General features: G+C 62.8%; 21 protein-coding genes and 1 pseudogene. 12 read left to right on the top strand and 10 right to left on the bottom strand.

Annotated features, from left to right (window positions below; translation table 11 throughout):
- Window positions 1-8 precede the first annotated feature (8 nt).
- Together CV770_RS30685 and CV770_RS30680 are read right to left on the bottom strand one after the other, a co-directional pair.
- Window positions 9-758: a F0F1 ATP synthase subunit A gene (locus tag CV770_RS30685; protein ID WP_091960050.1), complete on the bottom strand. Its 750-nt coding sequence runs from the start codon at window positions 756-758 to the stop codon at window positions 9-11.
- A 112-nt stretch (window positions 759-870) separates the two neighbouring features.
- Complete coding sequence (locus tag CV770_RS30680; RefSeq protein WP_091960055.1) at window positions 871-1245, bottom strand: AtpZ/AtpI family protein; 375 nt, start codon at window positions 1243-1245, stop codon at window positions 871-873.
- A gap of 359 nt (window positions 1246-1604) precedes the next feature.
- Between CV770_RS30680 and CV770_RS30670 the strand changes: the two genes are divergently transcribed.
- Together CV770_RS30670 and CV770_RS30665 are read left to right on the top strand one after the other, a co-directional pair.
- Complete coding sequence (locus CV770_RS30670; RefSeq protein WP_104465031.1) at window positions 1605-2126, top strand: hypothetical protein; 522 nt, start codon at window positions 1605-1607, stop codon at window positions 2124-2126.
- A gap of 167 nt (window positions 2127-2293) precedes the next feature.
- On the top strand, window positions 2294-2767 hold the full coding sequence (locus CV770_RS30665) for a secondary thiamine-phosphate synthase enzyme YjbQ (protein ID WP_104465018.1): 474 nt from the start codon (window positions 2294-2296) through the stop codon (window positions 2765-2767).
- A gap of 77 nt (window positions 2768-2844) precedes the next feature.
- On the opposite strand, the gene CV770_RS30660 is transcribed toward CV770_RS30665, so the two are convergent.
- Complete coding sequence (locus tag CV770_RS30660) at window positions 2845-4470, bottom strand: MFS transporter (protein ID WP_201760111.1); 1626 nt, start codon at window positions 4468-4470, stop codon at window positions 2845-2847.
- Window positions 4471-4809: 339 nt separating this feature from the next.
- On the opposite strand from CV770_RS30660, the gene CV770_RS30655 reads away from it, so the two are divergent.
- Entirely contained in the window at window positions 4810-5481 is a 672-nt protein-coding gene (locus CV770_RS30655; RefSeq protein ID WP_018316334.1) for a response regulator, read from the top strand.
- A gap of 5 nt (window positions 5482-5486) precedes the next feature.
- Here the strand turns inward: CV770_RS30655 and CV770_RS30650 are convergent, their stop codons facing one another.
- Complete coding sequence (locus CV770_RS30650) at window positions 5487-8348, bottom strand: ATP-binding protein (protein WP_104465017.1); 2862 nt, start codon at window positions 8346-8348, stop codon at window positions 5487-5489.
- Window positions 8349-8546: 198 nt separating this feature from the next.
- Between CV770_RS30650 and CV770_RS30645 the strand changes: the two genes are divergently transcribed.
- The 5 genes from CV770_RS30645 (at window position 8547) to CV770_RS30625 (ending at window position 11507) form a co-directional block, all read left to right on the top strand.
- The gene (locus CV770_RS30645) at window positions 8547-8966 is read left to right on the top strand and encodes an organic hydroperoxide resistance protein (RefSeq protein WP_104465030.1); all 420 of its coding nucleotides are present in this window, start codon (window positions 8547-8549) and stop codon (window positions 8964-8966) included.
- A gap of 38 nt (window positions 8967-9004) precedes the next feature.
- Window positions 9005-10033: an alpha/beta fold hydrolase gene (locus CV770_RS30640; RefSeq protein ID WP_104465016.1), complete on the top strand. Its 1029-nt coding sequence runs from the start codon at window positions 9005-9007 to the stop codon at window positions 10031-10033.
- Window positions 10034-10105: 72 nt separating this feature from the next.
- Complete coding sequence (locus CV770_RS30635; protein WP_104465029.1) at window positions 10106-10669, top strand: cytochrome P460 family protein; 564 nt, start codon at window positions 10106-10108, stop codon at window positions 10667-10669.
- Between the two features lie 18 nt (window positions 10670-10687).
- Window positions 10688-11326 (top strand): SDR family NAD(P)-dependent oxidoreductase, encoded by a 639-nt coding sequence (locus CV770_RS30630; protein WP_245453897.1) that lies wholly within the window; start codon window positions 10688-10690, stop codon window positions 11324-11326.
- Window positions 11327-11345: 19 nt separating this feature from the next.
- Window positions 11346-11507: a hypothetical protein gene (locus CV770_RS30625; protein WP_245453896.1), complete on the top strand. Its 162-nt coding sequence runs from the start codon at window positions 11346-11348 to the stop codon at window positions 11505-11507.
- 102 nt (window positions 11508-11609) lie between these two features.
- Here CV770_RS30625 and CV770_RS30620 read toward each other — a convergent pair whose 3' ends face one another.
- The 3 genes from CV770_RS30620 to CV770_RS30610 form a co-directional block, all read right to left on the bottom strand.
- Window positions 11610-12071, bottom strand: a complete 462-nt coding sequence (locus CV770_RS30620; protein ID WP_104465015.1) for a DUF2846 domain-containing protein — start codon at window positions 12069-12071, stop codon at window positions 11610-11612.
- Window positions 12072-12170: 99 nt separating this feature from the next.
- Complete coding sequence (locus CV770_RS30615; protein ID WP_104465014.1) at window positions 12171-13193, bottom strand: LLM class flavin-dependent oxidoreductase; 1023 nt, start codon at window positions 13191-13193, stop codon at window positions 12171-12173.
- 161 nt (window positions 13194-13354) lie between these two features.
- Window positions 13355-13819: a hypothetical protein gene (locus tag CV770_RS30610; protein WP_104465013.1), complete on the bottom strand. Its 465-nt coding sequence runs from the start codon at window positions 13817-13819 to the stop codon at window positions 13355-13357.
- Window positions 13820-14183: 364 nt separating this feature from the next.
- On the opposite strand from CV770_RS30610, the gene CV770_RS30600 reads away from it, so the two are divergent.
- Window positions 14184-15119 (top strand): 2-dehydropantoate 2-reductase, encoded by a 936-nt coding sequence (locus CV770_RS30600; protein ID WP_104465012.1) that lies wholly within the window; start codon window positions 14184-14186, stop codon window positions 15117-15119.
- A 456-nt stretch (window positions 15120-15575) separates the two neighbouring features.
- The gene (locus CV770_RS30595; RefSeq protein WP_104465011.1) at window positions 15576-15776 is read left to right on the top strand and encodes a hypothetical protein; all 201 of its coding nucleotides are present in this window, start codon (window positions 15576-15578) and stop codon (window positions 15774-15776) included.
- Between the two features lie 559 nt (window positions 15777-16335).
- Here CV770_RS30595 and CV770_RS30590 read toward each other — a convergent pair.
- The 3 genes and pseudogenes from CV770_RS30590 to CV770_RS44290 form a co-directional block, all read right to left on the bottom strand.
- On the bottom strand, window positions 16336-16578 hold the full coding sequence (locus CV770_RS30590; protein ID WP_051056887.1) for a hypothetical protein: 243 nt from the start codon (window positions 16576-16578) through the stop codon (window positions 16336-16338).
- Window positions 16579-17301: 723 nt separating this feature from the next.
- A complete protein-coding gene (locus tag CV770_RS30585) occupies window positions 17302-17481 on the bottom strand; it encodes a hypothetical protein (protein ID WP_104465010.1) in 180 nt (59 codons plus the stop codon).
- A gap of 6 nt (window positions 17482-17487) precedes the next feature.
- A pseudogene (locus tag CV770_RS44290) lies at window positions 17488-17598 on the bottom strand (hypothetical protein); the annotation flags it as partial.
- A 192-nt stretch (window positions 17599-17790) separates the two neighbouring features.
- Between CV770_RS44290 and CV770_RS30580 the strand changes: the two are divergent.
- Together CV770_RS30580 and CV770_RS41800 are read left to right on the top strand one after the other, a co-directional pair.
- Window positions 17791-18114 carry an H-NS histone family protein gene (locus tag CV770_RS30580; RefSeq protein WP_104465009.1) on the top strand — a complete coding sequence of 108 codons (324 nt, stop codon included), beginning with the start codon at window positions 17791-17793 and terminating at the stop codon, window positions 18112-18114.
- A gap of 1074 nt (window positions 18115-19188) precedes the next feature.
- On the top strand, window positions 19189-19404 hold the full coding sequence (locus CV770_RS41800; RefSeq protein ID WP_146101379.1) for a hypothetical protein: 216 nt from the start codon (window positions 19189-19191) through the stop codon (window positions 19402-19404).
- Window positions 19405-19652 lie beyond the last annotated feature (248 nt).

The raw sequence follows: 19652 nt of genomic DNA, 5'->3' as shown, positions 1-19652 counted from the left end.
CGGACCGCTCAGTGTCCCGGATGAATGGCGTCGTTGAGGTAGATGCAGGTCAGGATCGCAAACACATAGGCTTGCAGGAACGCGACCAGAATCTCGAGCGCGTACAGCGCGACCGTGAGAGCCAGCGGCAGCACGCCGCCGACCCAGCCCAGTGCCCCGAGCGAGAAGCCGAGCATGGCGACGAAGCCCGCGAACACCTTCAGCGCGATGTGGCCGGCCAGCATGTTGGCGAACAGACGGACGCTGTGGGAGACCGGCCGCAGGAAGAACGACAGGATCTCGATGAACATCACCAGCGGCAGGATGTAGCCGGGGACGCCGTGGGGCACGAAGATCGAGAAGAATTTCAGACCGTTCTTGGCGACGCCGTAGATCAGGACGGTGAAGAAGACCAGAAGCGCGAGCGCTGCCGTCACGATCAGATGGCTCGAGATCGTGAAGGTGTAGGGGATGATGCCGACCAGGTTCGAGACGCAGATGAACATGAACAGCGAGAAAATCAGCGGGAAGAACTTCATCCCTTCCGCGCCGGCCGTCGAACGGATGGTCGAGGCGACGAATTCGTAGGAGATTTCGGCAACCGACTGCAGACGCCCCGGAACCAGCTGCGTGCCGCTGGCGAGCATCAGGATCGAGATCACCGCCACCGCGACCAGCATGTAGAGCGACGAATTGGTGAAGGCGATCGTGTGATTGCCGATATGGCCCAGGGTGAAGAGAGGCTCGATGTTGAACTGGTGGATCGGGTCGATTTTCATCAGCGCGGCATCTCTTGGTCTGCCGGGCAATGCCGGCGGGTCTCGGTCTGCCGGCCGGGCCGGCCCGTACCGGCAAGGCCGGCACGATCATTCCTCTCCTGGTGCGGATCGGCTAAGACCCACCGCGCCTGTTTTGACCCGCACCCGCCGTTCTCACCACATTCACCACGCCGGCGACGAAGCCAAGCAACAGGAACACGATAAATCCGAAAGGCGACGTCGACAGCAAGCGGTCGAAACCCCAGCCAATCCCCGCTCCGACAACGACCCCGGCGACCAACTCGGAGGATAACCGGAAACCAAGCGCCATCGCCGAAGCTCTGGCCGCTCTGTCTTCACCGTCACCTGCGGGTTGCTCGGTCTTGATTCGTCGGTCCCGGAGTTCGGACAACCGCTGATCAAGTTTTCCGAGCCGTTCGGAAAGCGCAGCTTCCTCGGACGATCTATCGCGATCCCCATTCTCGCCGTGTCCCGTGCCCTGTGTCATGCAACGAAGACCCGAAACGCCGCGGCTGAATGGAAATTGCGCCCGCCACCCTCAAAAGCCGCGCGGACCATACTGATGGCCCATAATCAAGTCAAGCCAAGTCACGATTGCGTCGCTTTCGGTTATGTAGCTGATTTACTTGATGATATTGGCGCGCACAGCAGCGCTGCACACAGCGTGACGCCGCACCGCAGCAGCAGGCCTCAGGATCGGCGAAGGCGGCCGCCCTTTCGCCACGCTGCCGGGATCGAAGACGCCGCCGCGATCGTTGATACGGGGGCGTGTTTTGGGCGGCGGATCGCCTCACCGGGGTGTAGAATTTGCGAGAGGGCCACCTGCACGTCGTGGCGGAGAGCGCGATGAGACTAGTGACGTCATCCACAACATCATGGCTTGCGCTGGCGGCGTTCGCCGCCGCGGTGGCGATCGGCGGCGACCTCGAGGCCGCGCAATCCACGCCCGACAGCGAGAACGGCCGCTACAGCATGACGCCCATCCCCGAGGGCGTGCTGCGGCTCGACACGCGCACCGGCACGGTATCGACCTGTACCAAGAACGGCGCCGGCTGGGCCTGCTACGCGGTGCCCGACGAACGGACCGCGCTCGATGCCGAGATCGGCCGGCTCCAGGCCGAGGTCGAGCGGCTGAAGGGACAGCTCGCGGCCGGACCGACGGTGTCCGGCAAGATCGACGAGGCGCTGCCGAAATCCGACCCGCTGAAGAAAGCGGAGCCCAAGGGCGCCGAGGGCGAGCGCAAGATCGAGATCCCGCTGCCGAGCGACCAGGACGTCGACCGCGTGATGTCGTTTCTGGAAAAGGCCTGGCGGCGGCTGATCGACATCGCCAACCGCGTCCAGAAGGACGTGTCGGGGAAGATTTGAGGACCCCTTCGCGCCATCCATGCGTTGAGGTGCCGTAGTGCCGTAGGGTGGGCAAAGGCGTTCTTACGCCGTGCCCACGATATCTCTACGACCGCGAAGGAAGACGTGGGCACGGCGCTTCGCGCCATTGCCCACCCTACGGCAGCTTTGCAAGTTGAGAGAATTCCATGACACCAGCCAGATCAGTCACCCGCTCGGCGCCATCGTCGGTGCAAGCCAGCACCATCGCATCGTCATTGCTGACCGTGCAGACATCGGGCCACGGCTTCACCGATCTGACCAGCGAGGCTGCAAAATTCATCGCCGAGGTTCACGCGCGCGACGGCGCGCTGACGCTGTTCATCCGCCATACCTCGGCCTCGCTGACGATCCAGGAGAATGCCGATCCGTCCGTGCTCGTCGATCTCACCACGGCACTGTCCCGGCTGGCGCCGGAGAATGCCGGGTGGACCCACGACACCGAAGGACCCGACGACATGCCGGCACATATCAAGACGATGCTGACCGGGGCCTCGCTTCAGGTCCCGGTCTTGAGCGGCAGGCTTGCCCTCGGCACCTGGCAGGCGATCTACTTGATCGAGCACCGCAAGCGCCCGCACCAGCGCGAGGTGGTGCTGCAATTCGTCGGCAGCAATCAGTAAAGCAATTTTAGCGCTCAAAACAAAACCGGCCGCGGATCGCTCCGCGGCCGGCTCATTGTGCTTATCGGTGCTTTCGATCAGGTCGCCTTGATGTCGACGTCCTTGGTCTCGGGCAGGAAGAAGAACCCGATCACGACGGTAATCGATGCGAAGATGACCGGATACCAGAGGCCGGCATAGATATCGCCGGTCGAGGCCACGATGGCGAAGGCGGTCGCGGGCAACAGGCCGCCGAACCAGCCGTTACCGATGTGGTAGGGCAGCGACATCGAGGTGTAGCGGATGCGGGTCGGGAACAGTTCGACCAGCATTGCGGCGATCGGGCCGTACACCATGGTGACGAAGAGCACCAGGATGAACAGCAGCCCGACAACCGCGGCTACCTGCGGACGGAAGATGTCGAACGGATGCGCCATCTTCACGATGCCGGTGTCGCCGGCCTTCGGATAGCCGGCTGCCTGCACCGCGGCGAGAACCGCCGGGTTGCCGTCCTTGGCGTTGGCGTAGGCGACGTCCTTGCCGTTGACCACCACCTTGACGCCCGAGCCGGCCGCGCCCGGCGTGGTCGAGTACTTGACCGACGATTGCGACAGATAAGCGCGTGCGGTGTCGCAAGGTGAGGTGAAGACACGGGTGCCGACCGGGTTGAACAGGTCGCCGCAACCCGCGGGATCCGCCACCACGTCGACCTTGACCGATTCGATCGCCTTTTCCAGCGCCGGGTTGGCGTTGGTGGTGATCATCTTGAAGATCGGGAAGAAGGTCAGCGCCGCGATCAGACAGCCGCCGAGGATGATCGGCTTGCGGCCGATCTTGTCGGACAGGATGCCGAACACGATGAAGAAGCCGGTGCCGAGCAGCAGCGACCAGGCGATCAGCAGGTTGGCGGTGTAACCGTCGACCTTCAGGATCGATTGCAGGAAGAACAGCGCGTAGAACTGGCCGGTGTACCAGACGACGCCCTGGCCCATCACGCCGCCGAGCAGCGCGAGCAGCACGAGCTTGCCGTTCTGCCAGTTGCCGAAGGCTTCGGTCAGCGGCGCCTTCGAGCTCTTCCCCTCGTCCTTCATCTTCTGGAAGATCGGGGATTCATTGAGGCGAAGCCGGATCCAGACCGAGATGCCGAGCAGCAGCACCGAGACCAGGAACGGGATGCGCCAGCCCCACGCCGCGAAGTCGGTCTCGCCGAGGGCGCTACGGGTGAACAGGATCACCAGCAGCGACAGGAACAGGCCGAGCGTCGCGGTGGTCTGAATGAAGGAGGTGTAGTAGCCGCGCTTGCCGTTCGGAGCATGTTCCGCGACGTAGGTCGCCGCGCCGCCATACTCACCGCCGAGCGCCAGGCCCTGGGCGAGGCGCAGCGCGATCAGGATGATCGGAGCCGCGATGCCGATGGTCGCCGCGTTCGGCAGCAGGCCGACGATGAAGGTCGACAGACCCATGATCAGGATGGTGACGAGGAAGGTGTATTTGCGGCCGACGATATCGCCGACGCGGCCGAACACGATCGCGCCGAACGGACGCACCAGGAAGCCGGCTGCGAATGCCAGCAGCGCGAAGATGTCGCGGGTTGCCGGCGGATAGGCCGAGAAGAACTGCGCGCCGATGATGCCGGCCAGCGAACCGTAGAGGTAGAAATCGTACCACTCGAAGACGGTACCGAGCGATGAGGCGAGAATGACGAACCGTTCGTCCTTCGTCATCCCTCCCGCGCCTGCTTGAGATACGGCCATTGTCGACATATTGAGTCGCTCCCCGAATTGCGTTTCCTCGCGCCCCAGACGTCCGGACATGCCGGATCAACCCAGGTCTTGCCCGCAAGGTAACATCGGCGTGAAACCCGCCCCAATACGACTTTCGGCCTTGCGCACTGACGCGTAGCTGACGCCCGGTATCGGGCACCGGCGCGCCGCCAAGTAAGGCTTCCGGATTAACCCCTTTGCAGCAAAGGGATAATGTGCACTTGCATGCCACGGCCGCTCGGGGAAGAATTGATACATCCGGGATCTGTCCGCCGGCCCGCGAACGACAGCAAGAGAACGATGAACGCTCCCTCGACCCATCTCGTCATCGCCGATGACCATCCTCTTTTCCGCGACGCGCTGCGACAGGCGGTGGCCGGCGTCCTGACCTCGGCCAGGATCGACGAGGCCGGATCGTTCGAGGATCTGACCAAGCTCCTGGAACAGACCTCGGATGTCGACCTGATCCTGCTCGACCTCTCGATGCCCGGGATCTCAGGCTTTTCCGGCCTGATCTATCTGCGTGCGCAATATCCGGCGATTCCGGTGGTGATCGTCTCGGCGTCCGACGACAGCGCCACGATCCGCCGCTCGCTCGATTTCGGCGCCTCCGGCTTCATTCCCAAGCGATTCGGCGTCGAGACCCTGCGCGACGCCATCCTCAAGGTGATGGAGGGCGACGTCTGGGTTCCCGCCGATACCGATTTGTCGGCTGCGGCCGACCCCGACATGACGCGGCTGCGCGATCGCCTGGTGACGCTGACGCCGCAGCAGGTCCGGGTCCTGATGATGCTGTCGGAGGGCCTCCTCAACAAGCAGATCGCCTATGAGCTCGGGGTCTCCGAGGCCACCATCAAGGCGCATGTCTCGGCGATCCTGCAAAAGCTCGGCGTCGAGAGCCGGACGCAGGCGGTGATCGCGGCCGCCAAGATCGCCGGCGGCCAGTGGAAGCAGGGCACGCCGACGGGGTGAGCCCGCTACAGCGTCTTCAGGAGCGCATCGGCGGCCCTGATATCTTCAGTCTCGGAGCCTGCAGCGAAACCTTCGCGTGCCGATTGAAGTAATCGCCTGGCTTCCTTGCCGCGGCGCCGGTGGGCAAGAAGCTGCGCCAGATCGATTGCTGCGCGCAGTTCCCACGCTTTGGCGCCCTTCGCGCGGCTGAGTTCCAGCGCCTGCACCAGACAGGACTCCGCTTCCTCGATGTGCGACTCTGGGAGGTGCGATAGGACCTTGCCTTTCATGCGCAACAGCTCGGGCATGTAGAGGTGATCGCCGCTCTGCTCGACGAGTCGGATCGCGTCGTCGATCAGCTGTGCGCTCTGCTCGATCTGGCCGAGCGCCAACAATCCCTGAACCAGCGCGATGTTGAACGTCGTGGTCAGCAGCTCGTAGCCGGCATCGTGGAGCTCACGCAGGCAAGTCCTGATCGTCTCGACGCCACCGGCCGCATCGCCGCGCCGGATCGCCAGCTCGCCTTTGACGCCGCGGCCGACGGCGAGATAAGGCCCCATCGAGCGCGACGTCGCATGCGCGATGAAGCGGTCGATATTCGCGTCCGCACCGTCAAGGTCTCCGCTCCAGAGATCAATCGCGACCGTCCAGATCAGCGCAATGCAGAGCGTGATCGGGTGATCCATCTGCGCGGCCTCGGTGACCGTCTGTCGCGCCAGTTGCAGCGCATCCGCGGGCCGGCCCTGCAGCCAGAGCTCGCGAGCAAGCGTGATGCCAGCCCGGTTGCGATGATCGAAGCCGTGGACGGTGCTGATTCGCTCCGTGCCCGGTCCCTGCCAGGCGACCTCCAGCATCTTCAGCGCGTCGCGATGCTCGCCTGCCAGATGCAGCGAGACGCCGAGGAGGGAATGGGCGAGGGCGATCGAGGCGGGATCGCCCAGCGACCTCGCAACCCCGAGGCTCTGCTGCGCATAGCCGAGCGCGGCGTCGAACTCTCCCATCCGCTCGTGAAAGATATGCATCCGGCCGAGCAGCTGGAGCTGGTTGATCTCGTCGCCGCGCGCTTCGGCGATCGCAAGGCTCCGGCTCAGGGCGCTACGCGCCGCTTCGCTGCCGCCGCGGGTGAACATCAAGGTCAGTCCGAGGGCGGCCTGGATGTGCATTTCCTCGGCGCTGCCGCGCGAGGAGGGGTCCATCGCCAGCAGCGCCCGTTCCGACCAGCGCCGGCATTCGATCAACAAGGACATCGCCAGGAAGATCGGCGCCGCCGCAGCGGTGAGCGCAATGCCGATGCCGAGATCACCGCCTGTCCCGAAGCACCAGTCGAGCGCGGCGCGCACATTGTGAAGCGCGGAGAAGTGCGCAGCTCGTTCGTCCGCGCTCGGCACCGTGGCCCAAGTCATGCCGACCTGTTCCAGCCATCGCCGGTAGTAAGTCGCGTGGCGGGCGGCGAGAGCCGCGTCGTCGGGCTCGATCTCGAACAGATAGGCGCGCGTCGTGTCGAGCAGGCGGTAGCGCATCATGGCGCCGATGGGGCGCGGCGCGACCATCGATTTGGCCACGAGACTGTCGACGGCGTCGAACAGTCGGGCGTGGTCGACGCGCTCGTCCGGCACGACCTCGAGCGCGGCGTCGATGGTGAAGTGCCCGGCGAAGACCGCAAGCCTGCGCAGCACGAGGCGTTCGAGCTCCGACAGCAGTCCGTAGCTCCAGTCGAGCGTGGCCTGCAAAGTCTTCTGCCGGGGCGGCGCCGTTCGCTGGCCTTGCCAGAGCAGATTGAGGCGCTCGTCGAGCAGTGCGGCCGTCTGCTCCAGGCCGTAGGCTTCGACCCGGCCGGCGGCGAGTTCGATCGCCAGCGCCATGCCGTCGAGCTTGCGGCAGATCCTCGCGATGATCGCGGCATTGGCGTCATCGAGACTGATCTGCGCGCCGCTGGCCGTGGCACGTTCGAGGAACAGTTGCAGCGCCGGATAGGTCTGCGCTGCGGCGACCGTCAGTCCGGAGCCGTCGGGCGGAACGGCAAGCGGCGCCAATCGATAGACCTGCTCGCCCTCGACGCGCAGCGCTTCGCGGCTGGTCGCGAGGATATGGACATGCGGCGCCGCCTGGAAGATGTCGGCCGCCAGCGGGGCGGCGGTCGCGATGACATGTTCGCAATTGTCGAGAACCAGCAGCATCCGCTTGTCCCTGACATGCGCGAGCAGCGCGGGCAGGGGATCGTCGGTCTCGGCCGGCAAGCCCAGCATCAGCAGGATCGAGGTGATCACGAGATCGGGATCGCTGAGCGCGGCGAGATCAACAAAGTGCGCTGCGTCGGAGAAAGTCTCGAGCAGGTCGTGGGCGATCGCCACTGCGACCGCCGTCTTGCCGACGCCGCCGGGACCGACGATCGTGACAAAGCGCGAGGCGATGAGCTTGTCGGAGACGGCGGCGATCTCATCGTCGCGCCCGACCATCCGCTGCAACCGGTTCGGCAGTTTTACCGGCGGCAATTCCAGCCGCGGCGCGGGGTGCTGGGCTGCCGCAATGCCTGTTTGCGAAATCGGCGCTGCGAGTTGCGAAATCGGTGCCACGAAGCAATAGCCGCGGCCGGAGAGCGTCGTGATGTAGCGGGCGCCGTCCTTGCCGTCGCCGAGCGCCTTGCGCAGCGCTGCGACGTGAAAGCGCAGATTGGCCTCCTCGACGGTGATGCCGGGCCACACCAGCGCCATCAGGTCCCATTTGCCGACGACCTGGTTCGGTCGCGACATCAGCGCCATCAGCGTGTCGAACGCTTTCGCGCCGAGCGGCAACGCGACGCCATCGCGCACCACGAGCCGTTCATGCGGCGTCACGGAGAATGGCCCGAACGATAAAGTTCCCGTTGCGGCGCTGGCCGGCTCTGTCATGGCAAATCTCGGGTCCCTTCGACAGGACCCGATAGCCAGATGATCGCGATCCGGCAAGGCCGCCGCTGCATCGGCATCAGACCGCGGGTGCAGGCCTTGTTAAGCGCGCGAGGTCTGACCTCACAACTTCTCACAACTCCCAACGGGTGTCCTGCACCGGCCACTGCTAGTCAGTTGCGCAACGGAAAGGACAGCTCCATGACGCAGGCGGCAAAAATACTCTACACGGCCAAGACCCACACGAGCGGCGGGCGAGGCGACGGCATATCGCGCAGCTCCGACGGCCGCCTCGACGTCAAGCTGTCGCCGCCGGGCGCCGCAGGCATAGGCACCAATCCCGAGCAATTGTTCGCCGCCGGCTGGTCGGCCTGCTTCGAAGGCGCGATGGAGATCGCGGCGCGCAAGCGGAAGATCGAGCTCCCCAGGAAATGCGCGATCGATGCGGAAATCGATCTCGTGCTCGACGAGGGCGCCTATTCGCTCCGGGCGCGCCTCAATGTCAGCCTGCCGGGCCTCGACCCCGAGACCGCGCGCGGCATCATCGATGACGCGCATCAGACCTGCCCCTATTCCAAGGCCGTTCGCGGCAACGTCGACGTCACGGTCGCGCTGATCTGACGCACCATCACCAACCATCAAAAAAAGGTAGCACCACCATGAAGCAGATCATCGACCAGCATCGCCGCCAGTTCTTTGGCGTCGCCGCCGGAAGCATCGCCGTCGGCCTCGGCGTGATCGACCTCGCGCGCGCTGAGACCGAAGCGCCGAAATCGTCCGCATCGACTGCGTCCTTCGGCACGATCAAGCAGATCGATGCCGGCGTCCTCGATGTCGGCTATGCCGAGGCGGGTCCTTCGAACGGTCCCGTGGCGATCCTGCTGCACGGCTGGCCCTACGACATTCACGCCTTCGTCGACGTCGCGCCGATCCTGGCCAAGGCCGGCTATCGCGTGATCATCCCTCACTTGCGCGGCTACGGCACGACGCATTTCCTTTCCAGCGAGACGCCGCGCAACGGCGAGCCTGCCGCGATGGCGGCCGACGTCATCGCGCTGATGGACAAGCTCGATATCAAGAAGGCGGTCGTCGCCGGCTTCGATTGGGGCGCGCGCACCGCCGACATCATCGCCGCGCTGTGGCCGGAGCGCTGCCGCGCGCTGGTATCGGTCAGCGGTTATCTGATCTCCAGCCAGGCCGCCGGCAACGCGCCGCTGCCGCCGCAGGCCGAACTGCAATGGTGGTACCAGTTCTATTTCGCGACCGAGCGCGGCCGTGCCGGATACGAGAAGTACACGCATGATTTCGCCAGGCTGATCTGGAAGCTCGCCTCACCGCAATGGAAGTTCGACGACGCCACCTTCAATCGAAGTGCGGCGGCGCTGGACAACAAGGATCATGTCGCGATCACGATCCACAACTACCGTTGGCGGCTCGGGCTCCCCCAGGGCGAGGCGAAATACGAGCATCTCGAAAAGAAGCTGGCCGCAGCTCCCGTCATCGACGTGCCGACGATCACGATGGAGGGCGATGCCAACGGTGCGCCGCATCCCGACCCCAGCGCCTATGCCAAGAAGTTCTCGGGCCGATACGAGTTTCGCCTGATCACCGGCGGCATCGGCCACAATTTGCCGCAGGAAGCACCGCAAGCCTTTGCCAAGGCCGTCATCGACGCCGACGGCGCCTGAGCACCTGTCAGCACCTCGGTCCAGCCGGGCTGGACCGAGGATCGCCCATTGAACCCAGCTTGATGAATGGTCATGACGCCAGCCGAACCTGAAAAGAAAAAATCTCCTTACGCCGCGATGATCGTGCTCGCCGTGGTCCTCCTCGTCGTGCTCCTGACCTGCGTGCCGTATCTCGTCACGATCGCTTCCGCGGAGGGGCCGGCGGCACGCGACACGGCGGACGCCTCGCCAATCTTCGGCGTCACAATTCCGCCGGGCTACAAGCAGTGGGAGCTGATCGCGCCGGCCGAAGAGGCGGCGCCGCTCGACGAGCTTCGCGCTGTGGTCGGCAACCAGACTGCAATCGACGCGTATCAAGCCGGCAAGCTGCCGTTCCCCGACGGCACCATTCTGGTCAAGCGCGCCTGGAAGCGGAAGCAGTCACCTGAGTTTGCGTCCGCGACCATTCCCGGTGCCGCCACCACGGTCCAGGTGATGGTCAAGGATTCCAAGAAATATGCCGCGACGGGCGGCTGGGGTTTCGGCCGATTCATCAACGGCAAGCCGGTCGACGAGGCCCAGCACCGCACCTGCTTTGCCTGCCATGAGGCGCGGGCCAAGAGCCGCGATTACGTCTTCACGCGGCTGGCGCCTTAAGGTCATCTGGAGATCGAGATGTCGAAGACATGGTTCGTCAGCGGCGCCTCGCGGGGTCTTGGTCGCGCCAACGTGGAAGCTGCGCTCGCGGCGGGAGATCGCGTGCTTGCTTCGGCCCGGGACCCCAAGCCGCTCGAACCGTCGCTTGCGCGCTTCGGCGAAACGCTTCAGCTTGCATCGCTGGACGTGACCGACGAGGCGGCAGCGCACGCGGCCATCGGACTTGCCGTGAAGACGTTCGGCGGCATCGATGTGGTGGTGAACAATGCCGGTTACGGCGACCTCGGATCGGTCGAGGACACCAGCCTGGATTCGTTCCGTCAGCAGATCGAGGCCAACCTGATCGGCACCATCATCGTCACCAAGGCGGCGATCCCCGTGCTGCGCCGCCAGGGCCATGGGCACATCGTGCAGGTCTCGTCCGTCGGCGGCCGCATCGGTGCGCCGGCACGCGCCGCCTATTCGGCGGCGAAATGGGGGATCGAAGGTTTTTCGGAATCGCTGGCGCGCGAGATGGCGCTGATCGGCGTGCGTGTGACGATCGTCGAGCCCGGCGGATTCAGGACGGGCTTTGCCCAGGCCGCGCATGCGACGGGCGAAGGACGCCCGGAGTACGACGCCGTCGTCGGCGCTGCGGTCAGGATGCAGCGCGATTAAGGCCGACAACGAGGCCATCGTGGCGAAGCTGCGGGACAGCCATAAGGTGATGACGGTGCGCCGGGCCGGCGTCGCCAGGGGCCAATGCATCCGCGTGACGCCGTCGCTCTTTACCGATGAGGCCGATCTCGACCGCCTCGTCGAGGCGCTGGCGGTCGTCACGGGGACGAAGACGGGGTGAGGCGGAGGCGGCTGGCAAACCAGATTTGAGCGCAGTCTCGTGCAGCCATCCTTCGAGACGCCCGCTTAGGCGGGCTCTCAGAAGAACGCGGAGCGCCTCAGATCACGCCTTGCCACATGAGCTGTTGCTCTGATGCAAGCTGGCGACATCGGCACGGCCTTGGCTTTCCGCGACCTGGATCAACGTGATTGCACCCGGCGTGATGATTCCCATCTGTGGCTGGGCGGAGAGGTAGGTGGTGCTGCCGGCGCGCAGATCGAGGCTCACTTTCTCGCTTCCCTGTCCGAACAGATTGCTGCTCAGCGGAAGATTATTGACCGCAACCTCGTGGCGGCCCGGAGGCAGGTCGCAGGCCAAGAAACCTGCAGCCTGACTGCCTCCAACGGAGCGTCCATCGACCGAATAGCTTGGTTGGATCGCGAAACCCAGAGCGGATGAGCGATAGACCACCAGTCGCGCAGTATTTGCCTTGACGTTATCCGTCAGAGCCGTGCTGCCCATCGGCCCTGACGCACACCCCGCAAGCAGGAAAGCCGCAACGAAAATCCCCGGACGCAAGCCCATTCCAACCCCCTGATTCAGTCCAACAGTCCCCGGGGGATCATTGGCGGGGGTGGTGGACGAAGTCAATCGCGACTTCTGGTCGTGCCGCGCCAGCTCATGTCACCGCCACCCCAGCGCCGGTGCGACGTGCTTCAGGATCGCCTCGATCGCATGCGCGCAGTAATCGACACCTAACTGGTTCGGGATCGTCAACAGCAGCGTGTCTGCCTCCGCGATCGCCTCGTCCTGGCGTAGCTGCTCGATCAGCGCATCGGGCTCGGCGGCATAACTCCGGCCGAAGATCGCCCGGGTCTGCGGGTCGATGAAGCCGATCTGGTCCTCGCCTCCGCGCTCCCGGCCGAAATAGGCGCGGTCGCGATCGTCGATCAGTGCAAAGATGCTGCGGCTGACGGAGACGCGAGGCTCGCGGCTGTGGCCGGCCTCTTTCCACGCCGTGCGATAGGCACGGATTTGCGCGGCCTGCTGCACGTGGAAGGCTTCGCCGGTCTCGTCGTTCTTCAGCGTCGAGCTCTGCAGATTCATGCCGAGCTTTGCCGCCCACACCGCGGTGGCGTTCGAGCCGGCGCCCCACCAGATCCGTTCGCGCAGGCCCTGTGCATGCGGCTCCAGGCGCAGCAGTCCCGGCGGGTTGGGAAACATCGGCTGCGGATTGGGCTCGGCAAAACCTTCACCCCGGAGCAGGTCGAGAAACACCTCCGCATGGCGCCGGCCCATGTCCGCATCGCTCTGGCCCTCGGCCGGGCGATAACCGAAGTAGCGCCAGCCGTCGATCACCTGCTCGGGCGAGCCGCGGCTGATGCCGAGCTGCAGCCGGCCGCCGGCGATGAGATCGGCGCTTCCGGCGTCCTCCACCATGTAGAGCGGGTTCTCATAGCGCATGTCGATCACGGCGGTGCCGATCTCGATCCTGCTGGTTTTGGCGCCGACCGCCGCGAGCAGCGGAAAGGGCGAGGCCAGCTGGCGTGCGAAATGATGCACGCGGAAATAGGCGCCGTCCGCGCCCAGTTGCTCGGCCGCGACCGCAAGCTCGATCGATTGCAGCAGCGTGTCCGCCGCCGAGCGGGTCTGCGATTGCGGCGAGGGGGTCCAATGTCCGAAGGAGAGGAAGCTGATATTCTTCATGAGGGCTAGGTATGCATGACCGGAAGAATTTGCGAGACATTGGCCGAGGGAAAAATGGCGGCAAGGCGTGTGCCCGTAAGTGCTTCCAGGAGGAAGCAGGCCCCGCTTCGCATCACGACGTCAGGTCGTTCGACTTTGATCTGCCATGCCCGGAAGCGGCCTCAGATTTCGCAACCGGTCAAATTCAATGCCTTGAGCAGGCCACCGAACGCCTTGAGTCGACAGGGCTCGGGCTCGCTGGCGGCCTTTGCACGCTGAACATTGGCAGTTCGCTTGGCAACAATTGCCTTTGGCTTCGGCTTGGGACGTTCGGCGGTCGCGATCGTCTTCGCATCGCGCCGATGACGGACGATCGGTTCCGGCGCGGTCGACCCGACTTGGATGTCTTGCGGAGCAACGGGGTTATCGACCGGAGCAACCTGTGTCGGCATCGCGCTGCTCACAGCGGCAACCTCGAGGCGATCGGCCTTCGGCAACGCGTCATGTGACGCAGAGACGCTTGCGCTCTGCTCGGCAAGCGGCGGGGCGATCGCGACGGCGCGACGCGGTGGAGCGCTCAGCTCCATTGCCGACAGCACGCCTGCGCTCAACAGGATGAGGAGGCCCAACAACGCCATTTTCAGCATAAAGCGCCTCTAACTCGGGTTAGTGCCGCTGAAAATTCTCCGCGCCAATAAGGCAACTTGTCGGCGGCAGCCGGCGTGCGGCCAACCATTTGCCAACAGGGTTAACGTCGGTGATGCGTCTGCAGCCGCTGAGAATGCCACCGCTCACGTCGGTGAGCAGACCGTACTCCGTCGTCGGAACACGGTCTGTTAGCGGCTTCGAACTGAGCACCGAGAGAGCCATCGTCATGTCTGCTGTTCGAGGGTAGCCGACACGGCCTGACCGATTGGGCGACCGCCGCTTTTGACCCAAAGCGGACATCGCCCTAGTCGATAGGCGCTCAACATGCTTTGATGAGCCCCAAAGCGAACGCCGGGCAAGCAAATGCGGTACCTAGTGTTGGGCGCTGGAGGCACCGGTGGCTATTTCGGCGGCCGCCTCGCCGAGAGTGGGGCTGATGTTACGTTTCTCGTCCGCGATGGACGTCGCAAGACCCTTTCTGAGCAAGGGTTGCGGATCGAGAGCCAATTCGGGGACGCACAACTAGTAGTCAAAACGGTGGTCGCGGCGGAGGTGGCGCCGGTTTATGACGCGGTGATCCTGACCTGTAAGGCATATGATCTCGATACTGCAGTCGCGGCAATCGCGCCCGCCGTAGCATCTAACGGCTATGTCCTTCCATTCTTGAACGGCATTGCGCATATCGACGTGCTGAATGAGAAATTTGGCCGGCACCGAGTGCTTGGTGGCACGGCAAAAATACAGGCGACGATCTTGCCTGATGGTGCGATCCGGCAGTTCAACGACTGGCGAACGCTTACCTTTGGCGAGCAATCGGGGGAGATGACGGAACGCGTGAGAGAATTGGCCACGCTGTTCGACACTGCGAAGGGCGTGGAGGTCCTCGCGGTCGCCGATATCGTTCAACGAATGTGGGAAAAGCTGGTCCATCTCTCGACTGCAGCCGCCATGACCTGCCTCATGCGGGCAAATGTCGGCGAGATTATTCGCACCCCATATGGCCGGGACCTTTTTCTCGACCAGCTTCATTGCGGCGCTGCCATCGCTGCGGCCAACGGGCACGCGCCCAGCGCGGCCTTCATGAAATCGTGGGAGGACACGTTCTCCCAGCAGGACTCTATGTACTCCACGTCGATGTTACGCGACATCGAACGTGGCGGGCAGACCGAGGTGGAGCACATCCTCGGCTTCATGCTTGGCAAGGCGGAGAAGGCGAAGATACCGTGCAACACGCTGTTGCTCGCCTACACCAACGTCAAGGCTTTCGAGCAACGGCGCGCCGCAGGGCGCTTGTCCTGATTGCTTTACCGATGTCCGGTTTTGGCCCTTAGCTGACCAATCTCGGCATGTTGCGTGATGGCAGCCTCTGACCCAAAGTGGACCTTTGGCAGTCAAATAATATGCTTCCGAGCCTCTTTGACCTAGCTCAATGGATCGTCTGGTCTTAGCCGATCAATAAGGCCATGAAACCTCCGTCCGAAGAACCGCCCCCGGATAAAGATGAGCCCCGGAGCGTGGAAGCGCGACGGATCATAGAGGACTATGCGAACGCCCTACGGGAGATCATCAAGAAGCTGCGCAAGCTTCTGAATTAGAGGCAGCCGCACTGTCATACTGCGGGGTCTGTTCTTTTATCTGGTGCAACCCTTCCATTGGTGACACGTTAAGAACCATCACCGAACGGATCGTGGCTTTTATCGGTGATGAGAACGCCGGTAGCGCTCCCGCCTTCCTCTCACGGAAAGGAGCCGCGCCGTGCAAAGGCGACGCCGTTTCAAACAAACCAAATCCCTCGAAGAGCGCCTTGCCGAAGAAGCGAAGGAGCTGCACACCGTGGCCGCAACGCTTCCACCCGGCCCCACGCGGGACGCGGTGCTGCGGAAGGCCCGGCAGGACGAAACTGCCGCGCACATGACCGAGTGGCTTAATTCGCCCGGCCTCAAGCCGCCGACCTAAGCCCGTTCTTGTGCGTAAAGAGCTGGTCGAGAAATGCCGCACGAGGGCGGAGCAATGCCGCTTGAATGCCAAGTACGCACGGAGCGACTTTGATGAAGCTGCGTGGCTGGACCTCGCTGACGACTGGACAAAGCTAGCGGAAGCCTTCGAACATGAGGACGATCCCAAGTGGACGAACTAAGGGGCCAGCTGAGGGCCTGCTTAAGCGAGCCAGGATTGCTGAGACCGGCGCGCATCTAAGCGATTGGTTGACCTCGCCGGCTTGCACCCACCCAAGTAAGGGCTTCGGGAAAACTGTCCAGTTTGATACTTAGCGACATTGACAGAGCACGCGGTGATTCGATGCTCCAAATGATTTTGATAATGTTCGGGGTCGGGACCGTGCTGGTCGGCAGCATAGTCCTCATATTCGAGTGGCGCGCGCTGGTAGGTTATTGGCGCTTGATGAGGCGTTAACCCGCAAATCTCCCAATGGACGTGAAGTAAGACCGGACAGAGGCCGCCGAGCTAAGCTTGACCTGTGCGCGCGAGGGCGGCAGAGCGCGCAGGCAGAACGCTTTCATACATTTCCTTTCCAGATCAGCCATCGGTAGACGCCGAACACGTTGATAAGTGTCACCACCACGTTTTGCACCATCAGCGCATATTCCGCTGTTAGATAGCCGACGACGATCCAGATCACCGATGCACCGCTCAGTACGACGAAGGCCCAGCCGGTAATGAGTGGCCGCGCCCGGGCAGCTAGGATCAGCCCGGCGCCGATCGTGCCGACTGTCGCCACCCAACGCAGGATTTCATCCATGACGCGTGTGCTCCCCGAAAGCCGACGTCGGAGCGTCGCTCCGCGATTTGCCAATACGGACGCAGTCACAGGCAGGCCGCCGGAGCGGAACTTTCCGTCTCGTGCGCCGACCACCATGCGACCCCCGCCCGAGCGACTTGGCCCCACAGTGGCGGCGGAAGGTCAGGGCACCACTGTGGTGATCCCGTGCGGTATCAACTCCGCTGCGCCGAAATCGGAAGCTCCTTTTTTTCTCATCCCCGAACCGCGTTTCCATCAATCGGCGTGCTGGCACATTGCCCCGGGCTGCCGAAATGAAATCTGAGCCAAGGACTTTTCTGCGCAACGAGCTGATCGAATGAGCGCGACTTCCGCTGTTGGCCCTTGGTGGACCTTGTCGTTCAGCCCGCCGAACGTCTGCTATTGACCCATAGCTGACCTTGGCTGTAGCGGCATGCCAGTACGACTGCTCGAACTTCGTCGGCTCCCCCTGGCTGTCTCCACCGTTCTGCGAATCAAGAGAACGTTGGACGGCGCCGAGATCGATACGATCATTCGGGATGTGCTGCCGCGGAAAGCGCTAGAGAAGGAGCGTCTGAGGCGGAAGCGGTGGCAAGCCACCGTCGATAACGCGAAGGCGTTCACCCGGTGTAGGTTGGCAAGCAACCATTTGGGTCACCAGACTCTGGATGCGTTCATCAATCCGTTCTATGCATTTTCTCTGTCGCGAACTCGGGGTAGGATTCAGATTGCGATCACTTCGTAATGGGGTGCGTCGAAGGTCTTCTCGTTGCGCAAGATGCTCCATGCTATCCGCGCCAGCTTGTTGGCCAGGGCCGTTGCCAGCTTATTGCGGTGCAGCCGTGGAGCTGCGTTCTGCAGCCATGTTCCGAAGCTGAAGCGATCCCAATTGTGCGGGCGCATCAGGATGACGTTTGAAGCCTGGATGAACAGGGTCCTGAGATACTTGCTCCCGCGCTTGGAGATGCGTCCCAGAATAGACCGGGCTCCAGCGTATGGAGGCGCCCTTAACGCGGGCATCGTCTTGCGTTAAATCAAAGGCGGCCCAATCACGATCCATTATGGTGTGTAGCCAACGAAGCAATATGTCGCAGAGACTAGTCGTGCCCCGAAGGATCACCGATTTAACGAGGATCAGGCGCTAAAAAACCTCAAAAAAAGTTTCAATGTTGGAACCTAATTTTGGGGGTCTTCTCCTGAAGGGAGCAAGATATGAAACCGTCTAGTGATACGCTGGCGCAGATGTCCATCGAGGAGCTTTGGGATCTCTACCGCCAGACCGAGGCCATACTCCCAGCAAAACTCGCGGCGAAACAAAAGACGCTAGAGGAGCGGTTGGCTAAGCTCGGCGGCGCCGTTGCGCCGCATACCGTTCGCGCCCGACGGCGCTATCCCAAGGTTCTTCCAAAGTATCGAAACCCGTCAAATAGATCGGAGACTTGGGCCGGGCGCGGTAAGCAGCCTCGCTGGGTAACAAACCGGTTGAAGTCCGGAAAACGGATCGATGACTTACGTATCGACCGGGCCGCGATGTAGCCGGTTCAGTGCCGGCGTCTGATTTCGGCTCTCCTAACTTGCACTCGGAGTGCTTGCACTTCGCTCCAGATTTTTTCGAGGTCGGGGATTGATGCGCGCTTTCGTTTCAGCCTCTCAAGCTCAGCAGCCAGGATCAGTAGGTCCGGCGTAACACGCTTCTGCTTCTTTGAAGTCCGGACCTTTCGTCCCATCTTGGAACAACTCCGCACGCACTAATCGGGCCCCCCGCGCCGTAGCAAGTATTGTGCCGTGTCATGCACACCGCGAGGGCACCCTTTGTCGTCGTCTCTCTGTCCAGCACGTCGTTTTCGGGCTGCTCGTTGGTTAATTCTCGCCAAGAGCAATGACGGGAAGAAGTTAATTACCGGATTAGTCCAATTTAATTATTGAAAATATTAAACATTATAAAGCGCGGCGACACCCGACAAATTTTTGGGCCAAGAGGTGCGCGCCCCGCACGTGCCCTAATTGCCTAACTCGTTCTCCGTATGGAGTTGGCATGGATCGGGAATACCTTGACACGTTGTATTGTGAGCGCTGCACACGGAGGTCGATCAGATCCTCGGGGCGAGACTCCTTGCAGAAAAGCGCGAGCTCGAAAAGCGGCTCGATCAGCTCGGCCTAGGAGAGCAAATTCGAACGAACCCTCGAAGAATTCCCGATCGAGCGCTAGGGACGCGAAAACCAGGTCTGTTATATTTAGTGATTGAACTCGATTAACGTATTTAATTTATTAGAGTGGAAGACAGTTTAATTGCGATAGCCATGAGGAGGCGCCATGTCCTCATGCCGAACACGACTACCGGCGCGAGTTTTTGAAGACCTGCGGAAAATTCGTCGCTGTAATGACTCCTGCCTTGACCATGCTGCTGTCGACATCAACTCGGTCGCGGCGTGTGGCAGGGAGGGCGCGGGGTCCCACGAACGCCATCATCACAAACACGGTGAAGATTAGCTGAGGGTCGCCGACGGGGCGCGGCTTACGGCTCTATCTTTTCTCGCGACGAAGTCGGTGGGGAACGTGTGGAGGTTCGAACCCTAGGTACGTCGCCACGCGGAGGAACCCGGCCATGAGTGGTCTCCATCATCTCCAGACTTCCCCGTCGCCCCCCCCGGGCCGATCTCTTCAAATCGGCCGAGGTGCCGGCGGCCAATCCCTGGGCGGATGCGGCGGCCGCTGCTCTTCTTCGTCACCGTTTCGAAGCGCTCGCTTCTCAGCTCGCGGACCTGGAAGCGCTTCGCGAACGAGTGCTTGAGGCTGAGCAGAAGCTCAACCCGAGTTTCATCTGATGCAAAGCTGGGCCGGGCAGCAGCAAGCGCCGCTCAGCGCTCAATGAACTCGGCCGCCTTCAGCTTCCGGTGACCTATTGGCCTCTGAAGAGTGCTACCGCGCCAAAGAGTAGGGCGCATTGGAGGCAGATATGCTCACGTCGGTGATCAAGTCTACGGTCATAGCAACGTTGTTGATCACCCTGATTACCCCGCCGGTCACCCAGGCCTTTGGCCACGGGAGTGGTGGTGGCGGCGGTGGCGGTGGT

Origin of the sequence: Bradyrhizobium sp. AC87j1, assembly GCF_002936975.1 — a bacterium.
In the GTDB taxonomy this organism is placed as follows: Bacteria; Pseudomonadota; Alphaproteobacteria; order Rhizobiales; family Xanthobacteraceae; genus Bradyrhizobium; species Bradyrhizobium shewense.
The sequence above is the reverse complement of the archived record's forward strand: the minus strand, read 5'-3'. Positions and strand labels throughout refer to the sequence as shown.

What these genes read in the sequence shown, in the direction of transcription:
- CV770_RS30610 (WP_104465013.1), bottom strand. Translation starts at nt 13,819, where the DNA reads ATGCTGAAAATGGCGTTGTTGGGCCTCCTCATCCTGTTGAGCGCAGGC.
- CV770_RS30640 (WP_104465016.1), top strand. Translation starts at nt 9,005, where the DNA reads ATGAAGCAGATCATCGACCAGCATCGCCGCCAGTTCTTTGGCGTCGCC.
- CV770_RS30650 (WP_104465017.1), bottom strand. Translation starts at nt 8,348, where the DNA reads ATGACAGAGCCGGCCAGCGCCGCAACGGGAACTTTATCGTTCGGGCCA.
- CV770_RS30685 (WP_091960050.1), bottom strand. Translation starts at nt 758, where the DNA reads ATGAAAATCGACCCGATCCACCAGTTCAACATCGAGCCTCTCTTCACC.
- CV770_RS30645 (WP_104465030.1), top strand. Translation starts at nt 8,547, where the DNA reads ATGACGCAGGCGGCAAAAATACTCTACACGGCCAAGACCCACACGAGC.
- CV770_RS30600 (WP_104465012.1), top strand. Translation starts at nt 14,184, where the DNA reads ATGCGGTACCTAGTGTTGGGCGCTGGAGGCACCGGTGGCTATTTCGGC.
- CV770_RS30635 (WP_104465029.1), top strand. Translation starts at nt 10,106, where the DNA reads ATGACGCCAGCCGAACCTGAAAAGAAAAAATCTCCTTACGCCGCGATG.
- CV770_RS30680 (WP_091960055.1), bottom strand. Translation starts at nt 1,245, where the DNA reads ATGACACAGGGCACGGGACACGGCGAGAATGGGGATCGCGATAGATCG.
- CV770_RS30665 (WP_104465018.1), top strand. Translation starts at nt 2,294, where the DNA reads ATGACACCAGCCAGATCAGTCACCCGCTCGGCGCCATCGTCGGTGCAA.
- CV770_RS30580 (WP_104465009.1), top strand. Translation starts at nt 17,791, where the DNA reads ATGAAACCGTCTAGTGATACGCTGGCGCAGATGTCCATCGAGGAGCTT.
- CV770_RS30615 (WP_104465014.1), bottom strand. Translation starts at nt 13,193, where the DNA reads ATGAAGAATATCAGCTTCCTCTCCTTCGGACATTGGACCCCCTCGCCG.
- CV770_RS30655 (WP_018316334.1), top strand. Translation starts at nt 4,810, where the DNA reads ATGAACGCTCCCTCGACCCATCTCGTCATCGCCGATGACCATCCTCTT.
- CV770_RS30630 (WP_245453897.1), top strand. Translation starts at nt 10,688, where the DNA reads ATGTCGAAGACATGGTTCGTCAGCGGCGCCTCGCGGGGTCTTGGTCGC.
- CV770_RS30585 (WP_104465010.1), bottom strand. Translation starts at nt 17,481, where the DNA reads ATGCGCCCGCACAATTGGGATCGCTTCAGCTTCGGAACATGGCTGCAG.
- CV770_RS30660 (WP_201760111.1), bottom strand. Translation starts at nt 4,470, where the DNA reads ATGACGAAGGACGAACGGTTCGTCATTCTCGCCTCATCGCTCGGTACC.
- CV770_RS30620 (WP_104465015.1), bottom strand. Translation starts at nt 12,071, where the DNA reads ATGGGCTTGCGTCCGGGGATTTTCGTTGCGGCTTTCCTGCTTGCGGGG.
- CV770_RS30590 (WP_051056887.1), bottom strand. Translation starts at nt 16,578, where the DNA reads ATGGATGAAATCCTGCGTTGGGTGGCGACAGTCGGCACGATCGGCGCC.
- CV770_RS30670 (WP_104465031.1), top strand. Translation starts at nt 1,605, where the DNA reads ATGAGACTAGTGACGTCATCCACAACATCATGGCTTGCGCTGGCGGCG.